11 protein-coding genes are annotated in these 13,372 nt (G+C 60.6%); 10 read left to right on the plus strand and 1 reads right to left on the minus strand.

Translation table 11 applies throughout. From position 1 onward, the window contains the following. Positions 1–14 precede the first annotated feature (14 nt). The 6 genes from ABD997_RS05520 to ABD997_RS05545 all read left to right on the plus strand — a co-directional run bounded on the left by ABD997_RS05520 (position 15) and on the right by ABD997_RS05545 (position 8,853). A complete protein-coding gene (locus ABD997_RS05520) occupies positions 15–722 on the plus strand; it encodes a succinate dehydrogenase iron-sulfur subunit (RefSeq protein WP_345316012.1) in 708 nt (235 codons plus the stop codon). Between the two features lie 127 nt (positions 723–849). Next, positions 850–3,657 carry a 2-oxoglutarate dehydrogenase E1 component gene (gene sucA, locus ABD997_RS05525; RefSeq protein WP_345316013.1) on the plus strand — a complete coding sequence of 936 codons (2,808 nt, stop codon included), beginning with the start codon at positions 850–852 and terminating at the stop codon, positions 3,655–3,657. 23 nt (positions 3,658–3,680) lie between these two features. After that, positions 3,681–4,871 (plus strand): 2-oxoglutarate dehydrogenase complex dihydrolipoyllysine-residue succinyltransferase, encoded by a 1,191-nt coding sequence (gene odhB, locus ABD997_RS05530; protein WP_345316014.1) that lies wholly within the window; start codon positions 3,681–3,683, stop codon positions 4,869–4,871. Between the two features lie 90 nt (positions 4,872–4,961). After that, positions 4,962–6,128: an ADP-forming succinate--CoA ligase subunit beta gene (sucC, locus tag ABD997_RS05535; RefSeq protein ID WP_345316015.1), complete on the plus strand. Its 1,167-nt coding sequence runs from the start codon at positions 4,962–4,964 to the stop codon at positions 6,126–6,128. Next, on the plus strand, positions 6,128–7,000 hold the full coding sequence (gene sucD, locus ABD997_RS05540; protein ID WP_345316016.1) for a succinate--CoA ligase subunit alpha: 873 nt from the start codon (positions 6,128–6,130) through the stop codon (positions 6,998–7,000). Before sucC ends, sucD begins: the two co-directional genes overlap by 1 nt. A gap of 359 nt (positions 7,001–7,359) precedes the next feature. After that, positions 7,360–8,853 carry a DUF3360 family protein gene (locus ABD997_RS05545; protein ID WP_345316017.1) on the plus strand — a complete coding sequence of 498 codons (1,494 nt, stop codon included), beginning with the start codon at positions 7,360–7,362 and terminating at the stop codon, positions 8,851–8,853. A gap of 72 nt (positions 8,854–8,925) precedes the next feature. On the opposite strand, the gene ABD997_RS05550 is transcribed toward ABD997_RS05545, so the two are convergent. Continuing rightward, on the minus strand, positions 8,926–9,435 hold the full coding sequence (locus ABD997_RS05550; RefSeq protein ID WP_345316018.1) for a glycine cleavage system transcriptional repressor: 510 nt from the start codon (positions 9,433–9,435) through the stop codon (positions 8,926–8,928). A 163-nt stretch (positions 9,436–9,598) separates the two neighbouring features. Between ABD997_RS05550 and ABD997_RS05555 the strand changes: the two genes are divergently transcribed. From ABD997_RS05555 to ABD997_RS05570, 4 genes are all read left to right on the plus strand, one after another. After that, positions 9,599–10,090, plus strand: coding sequence for a hypothetical protein (locus tag ABD997_RS05555; RefSeq protein ID WP_345316019.1), 492 nt, complete (start codon positions 9,599–9,601; stop codon positions 10,088–10,090). Between the two features lie 138 nt (positions 10,091–10,228). Continuing rightward, entirely contained in the window at positions 10,229–10,924 is a 696-nt protein-coding gene (locus ABD997_RS05560; RefSeq protein ID WP_345316020.1) for a hypothetical protein, read from the plus strand. A 330-nt stretch (positions 10,925–11,254) separates the two neighbouring features. After that, complete coding sequence (locus tag ABD997_RS05565; RefSeq protein WP_345316021.1) at positions 11,255–12,028, plus strand: DUF3450 domain-containing protein; 774 nt, start codon at positions 11,255–11,257, stop codon at positions 12,026–12,028. Further along, positions 12,025–13,371: a MotA/TolQ/ExbB proton channel family protein gene (locus tag ABD997_RS05570; RefSeq protein WP_345316022.1), complete on the plus strand. Its 1,347-nt coding sequence runs from the start codon at positions 12,025–12,027 to the stop codon at positions 13,369–13,371. The genes ABD997_RS05565 and ABD997_RS05570 overlap by 4 nt, the downstream gene beginning before the upstream one ends. Position 13,372: the final 1 nt, after the last annotated feature.

Raw genomic sequence — 13,372 nt, forward strand, 5'->3', positions numbered from 1 at the left:
GGAGGGGACAGAGGATGAAATTGGACGTTTCTGTCTACCGCTACAACCCGGAAACCGATGCCCGCCCGACCATGCAGGATTACCAGCTGGACCTGCCTGACGGTTCCGACATGATGGTGCTGGATGTGTTGCTGCTCCTCAAAGAGCAGGACCCCGGCCTTTCGTTCCGCCGCTCCTGCCGCGAAGGGGTGTGTGGCTCCGATGGCGTCAACATGAACGGCAAGAACGGTTTGGCCTGCATCACGCCGATCTCCACCTTCAAGGGCAAGAAGCTGGCTATCCGTCCGCTGCCCGGTATGCCGGTGGTGCGGGATCTGGTGGTGGACTTGACCCAGTTCTACACCCAGTACGAGAAGATCAAGCCTTATCTCATCAACGACGGCAAGACCCCGGCCCGGGAGCATCTGCAGTCGCCGGAGGAGCGCGCCAAACTGGATGGCCTCTACGAGTGCATCCTGTGCGCCTGCTGCTCGACCTCCTGTCCGTCGTTCTGGTGGAACCCGGACAAGTTTGTTGGTCCCGCTGGTCTGCTGCACGCCTACCGCTTCCTGGTGGACAGCCGCGACACCGCAACTGATGAAAGATTGGGCGAACTGGACGATGCCTTCAGTGTATTCCGTTGCCACGGGATCATGAACTGTGTCAATGTCTGCCCGAAAGGGTTGAACCCGACCAAGGCGATCGGCCATATCAAGTCCATGCTGCTCAACCGAGCGGTGTGATCTCGCCGAGCTTGATGCGGTGAAGGACTGATCAGGGAGGCCACGCTTTGACACCCCAAGGCGTGGCTTTTCTATATATTGCCCGTAGTGACTCTATCACCGGGCGAGCACAGCGAAAGGAACAAGAATGCAACGGGATTCTCTTAAGGCCTGGCAGGAAAGCTCCCACTTTGCGGGAGCCAACGCTGCCTATATCGAAGAGTTGTACGAGGCCTACCTGGATGACCCCTCTTCCGTCGCCGAAGAGTGGCAGGCGATCTTCGCCGAGCTGCCGAGCAACGGGACGGTCACCGACGTAGCCCATGGCCGGATCCGCGACTATTTCCGTGAAGTGGCTCTGGACAGCAACCGTTCCAAGAAGACCACTGCGGATCCGGAGCTGTCCGAGAAACAGGTTCGGGTGTTGCAGTTGATCAACGCCTACCGGTTCCGCGGCCACCAGGCCGCGGCGCTTGATCCCTTGGGGTTGTGGCAGCGGCCACCGGTGCCGGAGCTGGATCCGGGTCATCACGGTCTGACCAGCGATGACATGGGACGGCAGTTCAATACTGGCTCCTATGCCTACGGCGGTGAAACCTTGACCCTCAAGGAGCTGGTCAGCAGCCTGCAGCAGACCTATTGCGGTCATATCGGCGCCGAGTACATGCACATCACCAGCACCCGGGAGAAGCGTTGGATCCAGCAGCGCCTTGAGTCGGTTCTGGGCAAGGCGAACTACACCTCAGAAGAAAAACAACGCCTGTTGAGCGGCCTCAACGCCGCCGAGGGCCTCGAAAAATACCTGGGTGCCAAGTTCCCCGGTGCCAAGCGTTTCTCCCTCGAGGGGGGCGATGCCATGGTGCCGATGATGCGTGAGTTGATCTATCGCGCCGGAGACCAGGGAGCCAAAGAGGTGGTTGTGGGGATGGCACACCGTGGTCGTCTCAACATGCTGGTTAATATCCTCGGCAAGAAGCCCGGCGACCTGTTCGACGAGTTCGCCGGCAAGCACGACGAAGCCCTCGGCAGTGGTGACGTGAAGTACCACCAGGGGTTCTCCTCCGACTTTGCCACCCCCGGCGGCAATGTCCACCTGGCACTGGCTTTCAACCCCTCCCACCTTGAGATCGTAGCCCCCGTGGTGATCGGCTCCGTTCGGGCCCGCATGGACCGGCGTAAGTGTGAGACCGGTAAGCTGGTGATGCCCATCACCATCCACGGCGACTCCGCCATCGCCGGGCAGGGGGTGGTTCAGGAAACCCTCAACATGTCGCAGACCCGTGGTTTTCAGGTGGGTGGCGCCATTCGGGTGGTAATCAATAACCAGGTTGGTTTCACCACCTCCAACCCGGCGGATACCCGCTCAACTGAATACTGTACCGACATCGCCAAGATGGTTCAGGCGCCAGTATTCCATGTGAACGCAGACGATCCGGAAGCGGTGGCCTTCGTGGCCCAGTTGGCGGTGGACTACCGTTACGAGTTCGGCCGCGACGTGTTCATCGACCTTATCTGCTACCGCCGTCACGGCCACAACGAAGCGGATGAGCCAAGCGCGACTCAGCCGTTGATGTACAAGAAGATCAAGAAGCATCCGACACCGCGTAAGATCTACGCTGAGCGCCTGATCGAGCAGAAGGTGATGAGCGCCGAGGAGGTCACGGAGCAGATCAACACCTACCGGGACCTGCTTGAGCGGGGCGATTGTGTGGTGCCTGAGTGGCGGGTGATGACGGAGCACTCCGTCGACTGGACCCCCTTCTTGGACCACGACTGGACCGCCGCTTACGACAGCCAAGTGCCGCTGGAGAAGCTTCAGGCTCTGGGCCAGGCACTGACCGACTTCCCAGAAGAGCATAAGCTTCACTCCCGGGTTAACAAGATCTACAAGGACCGCGAAGCCATGGTCGCGGGCGAGAAGGCACTGGATTGGGGCATGGCGGAAATCCTGGCGTACGCCACCCTGCTCGATGATGGTTACCGGGTTCGTCTGACCGGTCAGGACTCCGGCCGCGGCACCTTCTTCCACCGCCATGCGGTGCTGCATAACCAGGAAAATGCCACCACCTACATGCCCCTGCGTCACCTGTCGGAGCAGCAGGCCCCGATCGAGATCTACGACTCGGTGCTGTCTGAAGCGGCGGTGTTGGCCTTTGAGTATGGTTACGCCACCGCCGAACCCGCCGGCTTGACCCTGTGGGAAGCGCAGTTTGGTGACTTTGCCAACGGTGCCCAGGTGGTGATCGATCAGTTCCTCAGCTCCGGCGAGCAGAAGTGGGGCCGTCTGTGCGGCTTGACCATGCTTCTGCCACACGGCTATGAAGGGCAGGGGCCGGAACACAGCTCCGCTCGCCTTGAGCGATTCCTGCAGCTGTGCGCCAACCACAACATGCAGGTGTGCGTGCCGACAACCCCGGCCCAGGTGTACCACATGATCCGCCGTCAGACGCTGCGCCCCATGCGCCGCCCTCTGGTGGTGATGAGCCCCAAATCCCTGCTGCGTCATCCGCTGGCCGTGAGCGGCCTGGAGGAGTTGGCCAACGGCACCTTCCAGAACGTGATTGGGGAAGTGGATGAGCTGGACCCGACCCAGGTAGATCGCGTTGTGTTCTGCTCTGGCAAGGTCTATTTCGACCTGTTGGAGAAGCGCCGCCGGGAAGAGCTCACCAACGTGGCCCTGATCCGTATCGAGCAACTCTACCCCTTCCCAGCCGACGAGATGGCGAAAGTGCTGGCAGATTACCAGCACGTGACGGACTTCGTCTGGTGTCAGGAGGAACCGCAGAACCAGGGTGCCTGGTACTGCAGCCAGCACCACTTCTGGCAAGCGCTGCCGCCTCGCGGTCAGCTCAGCTACGCCGGCCGTGAAGCCTCCGCTGCTCCTGCGGTGGGTTACGTCTCGGTGCATACCAAACAACAACAGGCGCTGGTTAACGACGCGCTGAATTTGAAGTAAGAATTGAACAAGGATTGATAGCCATGAGCATCGAAATCAAAGTTCCCGTGCTGCCAGAGTCCGTCGCCGATGCCACCATCGCCACCTGGCACGTTCAGCCCGGTGAAGCCGTCAGCCGCGACCAGGTCCTGGTGGACATTGAAACCGACAAGGTGGTGCTGGAAGTGCCCGCACCGGAGGATGGCCAACTGGGCGAGATCCTCAATAACGAAGGGGACACCGTCCTGGCGGAGCAGGTGATCGCCAGCTTCATCGCCGGTGCCAAGGCGGGCCAGGAGGTCGACAAGCCGGCGGCTACGCCGGAGGCCCCCAGTGCCGAGGAGGGCAACGATGCCCTGAGCCCCTCGGTGCGCCGTCTGGTGGCAGAGCACAACGTCGACGTGAGCAAAATCGCTGGCACCGGCGTTGGCGGCCGTATCACTAAGGAAGATGTGGAAGCCTTCGTTAAGGCCAAGGGCGATGCCCCGGCCAGCAAGCCGGCCGAAGCCAAAGCGCCGGCACCTGAGCTGGGCGATCGCACCGAGAAGCGGGTACCTATGACCCGTTTGCGTAAGCGCATTGCGGAGCGTCTGCTGGAAGCCAAGAACTCCACCGCCATGCTGACCACCTTCAATGAGGTGAACATGGCCCCCATCATGACCCTGCGTAAGCAGTACAAGGACATCTTCGAAGAGCGCCACGGCATCCGCCTGGGCTTCATGTCCTTCTATGTTAAGGCCGTGGTGGAAGCCCTCAAGCGTTACCCGGAGGTGAACGCCTCCATCGATGGCGACGATGTGGTGTACCACAACTACTTCGATGTCAGCATCGCCGTATCGACCCCTCGCGGTCTGGTGACCCCGGTGCTGCGGGATGCCGATAAGCTGTCCGTGGCCGAGATCGAAAAAGGGATCAAGGAGCTGGCGATCAAGGGCCAGCAGGGCAAGCTGACCGTCGAGGAGCTCTCCGGAGGGAACTTCACCATCACCAATGGCGGTGTCTTCGGTTCCCTGATGTCCACCCCAATCATCAACCCGCCTCAGAGCGCCATCCTGGGGATGCACGCCATTAAGGAGCGTCCAATGGCGGTCAACGGCCAGGTTGAGATCCAGCCGATGATGTACCTGGCGCTCTCCTATGACCATCGCATCGTCGATGGCCGCGAGTCCGTGGGCTTCCTGGTGACCATCAAAGAGTTGCTGGAAGATCCGACCCGCCTGCTGTTGGACATCTAAGGTTTTTGCCGGGGAGGCAGTGCCTCCCCAATCTCGAGTCCCCTGCCTTCGGGCTTTGGAAGTTATAAGAAGTAATACGGATATAAAAGTATGAATCTGCATGAGTATCAGGCAAAGCAGATCTTCGCTGAGTACGGCCTGCCCGTCTCTGAAGGTTATGCGTGCGACACCCCTCAGGAGGCTGCCGAGGCGGCCAGTAAGATCGGCGGTGACAAGTGGGTAGTGAAGTGCCAGGTCCACGCTGGTGGCCGCGGCAAGGCAGGCGGTGTAAAACTGGCCTCCTCCAAGGATGAGATCCGCGAGTTCGCGCAGAACTGGCTGGGCAAAAACCTGGTGACCTACCAGACAGACGCCAACGGTCAGCCGGTGGCCAAGATCCTGGTGGAGTCCTGCACCGACATCGCGAAAGAGCTCTACCTGGGCGCCGTAGTAGATCGCGGCACTCAGCGCGTGGTGTTCATGGCCTCCACCGAGGGTGGTGTTGAGATCGAAAAAGTGGCGGAGGAGACTCCGGAACTGATCCACAAGGCCGCCATCGATCCGCTGGTGGGCCCCCAGGCTTACCAGGGCCGTGAACTGGCGTTCAAGCTGGGCCTCAAGGGCGACCAGATCAAGCAGTTCACCAAGATCTTCCTAGGTCTGGGCCAGATGTTCCTGGACCTGGATTTCGCACTGCTGGAGATCAACCCTCTGGTGATCACTGAGCAGGGCAACCTGCACTGCCTGGATGGCAAGATCAACATCGATTCCAACGCCCTCTACCGTCAGAAGACCGTGCGCGAAATGCACGATCCCTCCCAGGAAGATGAGCGTGAAGCGCACGCCGCCCAGTGGGAGCTGAACTATGTTGCCCTGGATGGCAACATCGGCTGCATGGTCAACGGCGCTGGCCTGGCCATGGGTACCATGGACATCGTTAACCTGCACGGTGGCAACCCGGCCAACTTCCTCGATGTGGGCGGCGGTGCGACCAAGGAGCGCGTGACCGAAGCGTTCAAGATCATCCTCTCCGACAGCAATGTGAAAGCGGTCCTGGTCAACATCTTCGGCGGCATCGTTCGCTGCGATCTGATCGCCGACGGCATCATCGGCGCGGTGGAAGAGGTGGGCGTGAAAGTCCCCGTCGTGGTTCGCCTGGAAGGTAACAACGCCGAACTGGGTGCCAAGAAGCTGGCCGATTCCGGCCTCAACATCATTGCAGCCAACAGCCTGACGGATGCGGCGCAACAAGTGGTAGCAGCAGCGGAGGCCCAGTAATGAGCGTTTTGATCAATAAAGACACCAAGGTGATCTGCCAGGGCTTTACCGGCGGACAGGGCACCTTCCACTCTGAGCAGGCGCTGGAGTACGGCACGCAGATGGTTGGCGGCGTTTCTCCGGGCAAAGGGGGCACCACCCACCTGGGCCTGCCGGTGTTCAACACCGTGCGTGAAGCGGTTGAAGTCACCGGTGCCACCGCTTCCGTGATCTACGTTCCGGCCCCGTTCTGTAAGGACGCCATCCTGGAAGCGATCGATGCGGGCATCGAGCTGATCGTGACCATCACCGAGGGGATCCCGACCCTGGACATGCTGGACGTCAAGGTCAAGCTGGACCAGGCCGGTGTTCGCATGATCGGCCCCAACTGCCCCGGTGTGATCACCCCGGGTGAGTGCAAGATCGGCATCATGCCCGGCCACATCCACAAGCCGGGCAAAGTGGGTATCGTTTCCCGCTCCGGCACCCTGACCTACGAGGCGGTCAAGCAGACCACCGACGAAGGTTTCGGCCAGTCCACCTGTGTGGGCATCGGTGGCGACCCGATCCCGGGTTCCAACTTCATCGACATCCTGGAGATGTTCCAGAACGACCCTCAGACCGAGGCGATCGTGATGATCGGTGAGATCGGCGGTACCGCCGAAGAGGAAGCGGCAGCTTACATCAAGGCCAACGTGACCAAGCCGGTGGTTTCCTACATCGCCGGTGTCACTGCGCCTCCGGGCAAGCGGATGGGCCATGCCGGCGCCATCATCGCCGGCGGTAAAGGCACCGCTGCCGACAAGTTTGAAGCCCTGGAAGACGCTGGTGTTCGTACCGTGCGCTCCCTGGCGGACATCGGTAAGGCGCTGCGGGATCTCACTGGCTGGTAAGCCTGTCACTGAGTCCACCATTAAGCCCACCCACTGAGGTGGGCTTTTTCGTTCTCTGCGTTTGCTTATCGGCCGCGCGACTTACCCGGCTGGGTTGCCACCAGGAGCGGCGCCGTGACTCTCTGCTCCCTGCAAGCAGATAGCCATCTCCCTGCTGCTCAGGCATTTATCTACGATTGTTCCCAAGCGCTTTTTTGGTTAATTGGTCAGACATTGGATCCGGATCACAGCAAACAATGGCCAAGCCGCCAAAATACGCGCCACAACTATACTGACTGTCGTCGTGCCGTTTTTTTGGCCTTCGGGTAGTACGGTATGAATCCAATCAAGCATTGAATCAACGTGGAGTGGTTATCCCGATGTCGGAAAACCAAGAAAAAAGCTATCGCGAGCTGCATCGGCCAGCCAGCGAGTTCGAGTCCCGGAGTGATTACCTGGACCACGAACTGCAAATTATGAAACCGCGCCGTTGGGGCCTGAACCTGCCCGGGCGCGATTTCCGCTTCGAGTGGGAAGACCTGGTGCCTGCGTTGGCGGGGACCATCGGGATTATCGCCATGTACTCCGCCGTGGGGATGGCCTGGGCCCAGGGCCTCAGCGCCCGCTGGGACCATATCGAACTGGGCAAGGCGTTCGCCATCGAGGTGGCCCGGGTTGAGATGCTGATCCCGGCCCTGCTGTTCTGTATCCTGGCTTCCGGCTTCCTGAACCCCAGAGCCAACCTGGCTGGTAACCACGGTCCGATGATCCCGCTGATCGGCGCCATCGCCCTGGCCGGTGCGCACCCGCTGGCGCTGGCGATCCTGCTGGGTATCTTCGGCTTGCTGCTCTCCTACTTCAAAGGGGGCTCCAAACTGGTGAACCTCACCAGTGAAGGGGTCGCCGGGGGCCTGTTGGTGTTCCTCGGCTTCACCGGTGCCATGAGCCAGATCGGGGATATCCAGGCCTGGTCGAAAGGGATCGAGATGGGCCACGTGGGCCTGATCGTCCTGGCGGTCACCGTTGTCCTCTACGCCTACCTGGCCAAAGTCGGCAAGCGCTGGCTGGCGATCCCCGCCTGTGCCCTGACCGGCCTGCTGATCGCCCTGGCCCTGGGCGCCGGCTTTGACCTGACCTTTGAAACCCAAACCGGCCTGCCGAACCTGAATCCGGTCTACTGGTGGGGCAGCACCGACCACGGCTGGATGCTGGGTCTGCCGAACATGAGCCACTTCATCGCCTCACTGCCGTTTGCCATCCTGGCGGTGGCGATGTGGTCTCCGGACTTCCTTGGCCACCGCATCTTCCAGGAGCTGAACTACCCCAAGGGCACCGATCGCGTGCTGATGGATGTAGATGACACCATGACCACCTGCTCCATCCGCCAGATGGTAGGCACCGCGGTGGGTGGCTGTAACATCACCTCCTCCTGGGGTACCTACATGATCCCGGCCGCCATCGCCAAGCGCCCCATCCCGGCCGGCGGTATCCTGCTGGGCACCCTGTGCATCATCGTGGCCTACCTGGGCTTCCCGATGGACGCTGCGGTATGGCCTCCGGTGATGCGCGTTGCGCTGTTGGTAGGGGTATTCCTGCCGTTGCTGGAAGCGGGCATGCAGATGATCAAGGACAGCAAGGATTCCCAGTCTGCGGGTATCTGCGTCTTCGCCGCCGCTGTGACCAACCCGGTGCTGGCGTGGGCCCTGACCATGCTGCTGGATAACAACGGCTTGATCGGTGACAAAGAGCGTCCCAAGAAGCTGTCGAAAATGGATCGTCTGGTGATCCCGGCCTCGGTACTGGTGATCTGCCTGGTGGCGATGCTCGCCGTGGGCATGCTGGAGCCGCAATACGGCATTCAGAGCCTCCTGTAAGGGAAGCGATGAGAAAAAAGGCGCTGCAGGAGCAGCGCCTTTTTTGTTCCCGAATTTTTCCTTAAGAGCGCCTTACAGAGCGGGAATGGGATGGACCACGATATGCTCGTGCAGTCCCTCCAACTCCCGGGCCAGGCTGGCAGGATCCAACTCCGCCGGCAGGGTGACCTGAAGCTTGGCGGTAAAGAGGCTCTGGCCGGTATCGGAAACCCCGAGTCGATGGCTTTCCAGCTGATCGATGTTGATGCTGTGGCTGGCCATCAGTTGGCTGATGTCGTTGATAAGACCGGGCCGGTCATCGGCGTCGATCCGAAAGGCGGCACTCACCGCATCGTGTTTCGGAGGGGGGCTCAGCGGGTGGATGGTGACCTCCACATCGTTCAGCTGTTGCAGGGCACTTTGCAGTGCGTTTTGCCCCTCCTTGGGGACGTCGATCTTGATCAGTGCCATGAAGCGACCATCCATGTTACAGATTTTACTGTTGATCCAGCGACCTCCCCGATCATGGGTGACCTCGGTCAGCTGTTTGAGGATCCCGGGCAGGTCCGGCCCGATGACGCTGATGATGAATTGACTGTTCATACTGCTCTCCTGCATGGGTCAATGGGAAGGCTCATGGTTTGAGTGTAAACCAGTTGAACTGGAGCAGGAAAAAGCCCAAGCGCGCGCCATCTCGATGGTTGTGTCTCTATCTTGCCGGTCATACACTTCGCTGCGCTATTTCGCTGTCCTCAAGGGAGATCCCATGCCTGAAACCCACGAACCCCGTAACCGTGATCCTGACAGCGATCATCCGGCAGATTCGTCGACGGCTTCTGCCTCAACCGCCCGGCATAACGCCACCGAACCGTCACGATCCCTGGTGCGCTTTCGCCAGGGCCTGGGGTGGCTCACGCTGGCGCTTTGCGTGGTTTCCCTGTTGCTGAGTATGCTGCGCTGGCCAACCTTGCATGGGGTGTTGGCTGGCTACCTGGATGCGCCCATCGGTGCCCCTGAGGTGTGGGCGGCAACCACGGTGCTGCTGCTATTGAATCTGCTCTGGCTGGGGGCGGGCGCGTTTTTGGCGATCGCGTTGATCCGGGGGCGGCGTCTTCGCCCCTGGATCTACTTTCTTTGCACCGCCACCCTGCTGTTTGGCGGACTGTTCAGCAAGATCCTCGCCGGGAGTCTCATCTTGCTGCGCCTCTACGAGGAGGCTCGGGCCGCAAACCGGTCACAATCGGGTTCCCCCGATTGAGTAAAATGGAGCTTTCTAAACGTCCTAATTCCCTAAAATATCAAGATTATTCAAGGCTGTGCTCATGGACGAGAGCGGTGAGGCAGGGGGCTCCTGCAGGGTGATCTTTACCGGCGGCATAGATTGGAGCGTCCATTGATGGGCAACCTTCCCAAAATCCTCTGGCTCTTCCTGCTTTTACTGGTCAGCGCGGACCTGGCCTTTTTCGCGCTGAACCTGCTGCTGAAACTGAATTATCTCACTAATCCCTTGTTCTCCATCCAGAAAGATGGCGGCTATGCAGAAATCTATCAGTATCTCAAGGAGCTCTGGATCATTCTGCTGCTGGCCATACTCTGGCTCAGGGTTCGTCAGCCGGTGTTCATCGGCTGGTTGCTGTTGTGGCTCTACCTGCTGCTCGATGACAGCCTCCAACTGCACGAGCAGGCCGGGGAGTGGCTAGCCCAGCCGGTGACCTGGGAGAAGTGGGCCGGGATCGGGGCCGATGCCTGGGGGGAGTTTCTCTATCTGTCGGTGGTGGGAGCGGCGCTCGTCGCTCTGCTCTACTGGACCCATAAGCGCTCCGCTTCCGGCAGCCAGCGGCAGGTGCTGCCACTTTGGGGGCTTCTGGTTTTGCTGGTTTTTTGCGGGGGGATCGGGGATATGCTGCACTCGGCGTTTTACGACGTCCCCATTTGGCAGGTGCTCTTCGTCCTCCTGGAGGATGGTGGCGAGATGGTGGTGGTGAGTCTGATGGTGGTTGCCCTGCTGGCGCTTCATCTGAAACCCGCCGGTCAGTTTGGCGCGGCGTCCGAGCCTGAGCCCACCAGCCCCCTCAAGGGCACCCCGGACTAAACCTCTTAGATTAGTCCGAGAGACGGGCGTTCCCGCATTAATCCCTTTTCCCTGCGGCGTTACCAACATCCGCGCACAGGGCGGCACGCTTACCCTTGCATCCAGGAACCTGCCTTGCTGTATTGGGCATTCAGTTGGGCAGAGAACTGCCAAATTTGTGACCGTTACAGCAAATCCACCGATGAGATTGATGGCGCTTCACACTGTGAAGCGCTCAACTCGACTTCGCTCCGGGGCTGTCGGAGAATTCGGCACAACCTGAGTATCGTTCAATGTTTCTCATTCAGGGGCCCCCTGATTCGCCGATCATCCAACTGGGCTGTAACCACTATGAAAGTAAATCTGTTCCCTGCCCTTGCTGTGGCAATGACGCTCTGCCTGAGTGGTCATGTCGTGGCAGCTGACGCCGTCGGGACGCTGCGCCAAGCGGACAGCGCTATCCACGAAGCCGCGGCGGACTCCCAAGCCAATATCAATACCCTGGACGACCAGAACCAGGCGTTGCTCAATGATTATCGCCGCCGGGTGAAGGAGACCGAAACCCTGCGGGCCTACAACGATCATGTGGCCGCCCTGGTGGCGGATCAGAAGCGCGAGGCGCGCTCCCTGCAGTCCCAGATTGACGGGATCCAGACCACCGCCCAGGGAGTGGTGCCGCTGATGTACAAGATGATCGATACCCTGGATGCCTTTGTGCGGATCGATGTGCCTTTCCTGGCCGATGAGCGTGCCGCACGGGTACAGCGTCTGCAGCAGGTGATGACCGAGGCCAACACCTCTACGTCGGAGAAATACCGCTTGGTGTTGGAGGCGTACCAGATCGAGAACGAATACGGCAACCGCATCGGCGCCTATGAAGGCACTCTGACGATGGATGGTGAAGCGCTGGTGGTGGATTACTTCTACGCCGGCCGGGTCGCCTTCATGGCGCAGTCCCTGGATCAGAGTCGGGGCTGGATCTGGGATAACGATGCCCGGGCGTGGCGGCCGCTGGAAAGTGGCAAGATGCGCGCCCTGTCAGAGGCGATCGCCGTCGCTCGTAACCAGGCTGCACCGGACCTTATCAAACTGCCCGTCAAGGTGATCCCGGAGGTGGCACAATGAAACGGATACTCCTGACCGGCCTTCTGGCCATGGTGGCGGCACTGCCGCTGCACGCCGAAACCGAACTGACCCTCGACCAGCTGCTGGACAATGTCAAAGCGGCCCAGGGCAGCGAAGCGAAGATCAATGCCCAGCGCGAAGCCAACTTTACTGCCGTGAACGCCGACCGCAAGGCACTCAAAGCCGAGGCGGACCGCGCCTTTGCCGAAGAGCAAGCTCGTGGGGATCGTCTGGCAGAGGAATTTTTGCAGGGCGAGCGTGAGCTCAATGAACTGGAGAAGGATTTGGCCAACGCCACCGGCAACCTCGGTGAGATGTTTGGCGTGGTCCGTCAGGCATCCGGCGATCTGGCTGCGAGCTTGGATCTGTCCCTGATCAGTGCCCAGTACCCGGATCGTGACCGGGCGATGGCGGCCCTGGCCGAGGCCAAAACCCTGCCGACTCTGGACCAGCTCGAAGCGCTGTGGCTGGCGCTGCAGACCGAGATGACAGAGTCCGCCAAAATTGCCCAGTTCGAGACCCCAGTGACCAACCACCTGGGCCAGAGTGCACCTCAGCGCGTGACCCGAGTGGGTCCCTTCAATCTAATGGCCAACGGCGAGTATCTGGGCTACTCCGCCGAGACCGGTACCCTGCTGGAGCTGCCACGGCAGCCGGAGGGGTACAAGGTGGCGACCCTGAAGGACTATGCCAACGGTAAGCCGGGCGAGTGGGTGGATCTCTACATCGATCCCTCCCGCGGTTCATTGCTGGAGATGTACACCCAAAAGGCGACGCTGGCGGAGCACTTCGCCAACGGCGGCGTGGTGGGCAAAATCATTGCGATACTGCTGGTCATCGGCCTGGTGCTGGCCCTCTGGCGGATGGGGGTGCTTATCCGCGAAAGCGGCAAGATCGCCAAACAGCAGCAGAACCTGTCGGAGCCCGGAGACAACGCTTTGGGCCGCATCATCGCGGTGTACCAGGCGAACCGTCACCTCGACAGTGACACCCTGGAGCTCAAGGTGGACGAGGCGATCCTCAAGGAGACGCCGCGCATCGAGATGGGGATCAGCCTGATCAAGGTGTTGGCGGCCATTGCCCCCATGCTGGGCTTGCTGGGAACCGTGACCGGAATGATCGCCACCTTCCAGAACATCACCCTGTTCGGAACCGGGGATCCCAAGATCATGGCTGGCGGGATCTCCATGGCCCTGGTGACCACGGTGATGGGGCTGATCGCCGCCCTGCCGCTGCTGCTGATGCATGCGCTGGTGGCCAGCCGGGCCAAGGCGGTGCTTGAGGTGATCGACGCCCAGTCCACCGGACTGATCGCCGGCCACGCGGAGCGGGAGACCCGCTGAT

Origin of the sequence: Ferrimonas gelatinilytica (assembly GCF_039544205.1) — a bacterium.
In the GTDB taxonomy this organism is placed as follows: Bacteria; Pseudomonadota; Gammaproteobacteria; order Enterobacterales; family Shewanellaceae; genus Ferrimonas; species Ferrimonas gelatinilytica.

Bases quoted from the DNA above. Each gene is read 5' to 3' on its own strand.
- ABD997_RS05565 (WP_345316021.1), top strand. From the start codon at position 11,255: ATGAAAGTAAATCTGTTCCCTGCCCTTGCTGTGGCAATGACGCTCTGC.
- ABD997_RS05560 (WP_345316020.1), top strand. From the start codon at position 10,229: ATGGGCAACCTTCCCAAAATCCTCTGGCTCTTCCTGCTTTTACTGGTC.
- sucA (WP_345316013.1), top strand. From the start codon at position 850: ATGCAACGGGATTCTCTTAAGGCCTGGCAGGAAAGCTCCCACTTTGCG.
- ABD997_RS05545 (WP_345316017.1), top strand. From the start codon at position 7,360: ATGTCGGAAAACCAAGAAAAAAGCTATCGCGAGCTGCATCGGCCAGCC.
- ABD997_RS05520 (WP_345316012.1), top strand. From the start codon at position 15: ATGAAATTGGACGTTTCTGTCTACCGCTACAACCCGGAAACCGATGCC.
- odhB (WP_345316014.1), top strand. From the start codon at position 3,681: ATGAGCATCGAAATCAAAGTTCCCGTGCTGCCAGAGTCCGTCGCCGAT.
- ABD997_RS05550 (WP_345316018.1), bottom strand. From the start codon at position 9,435: ATGAACAGTCAATTCATCATCAGCGTCATCGGGCCGGACCTGCCCGGG.
- sucD (WP_345316016.1), top strand. From the start codon at position 6,128: ATGAGCGTTTTGATCAATAAAGACACCAAGGTGATCTGCCAGGGCTTT.
- ABD997_RS05570 (WP_345316022.1), top strand. From the start codon at position 12,025: ATGAAACGGATACTCCTGACCGGCCTTCTGGCCATGGTGGCGGCACTG.
- sucC (WP_345316015.1), top strand. From the start codon at position 4,962: ATGAATCTGCATGAGTATCAGGCAAAGCAGATCTTCGCTGAGTACGGC.
- ABD997_RS05555 (WP_345316019.1), top strand. From the start codon at position 9,599: ATGCCTGAAACCCACGAACCCCGTAACCGTGATCCTGACAGCGATCAT.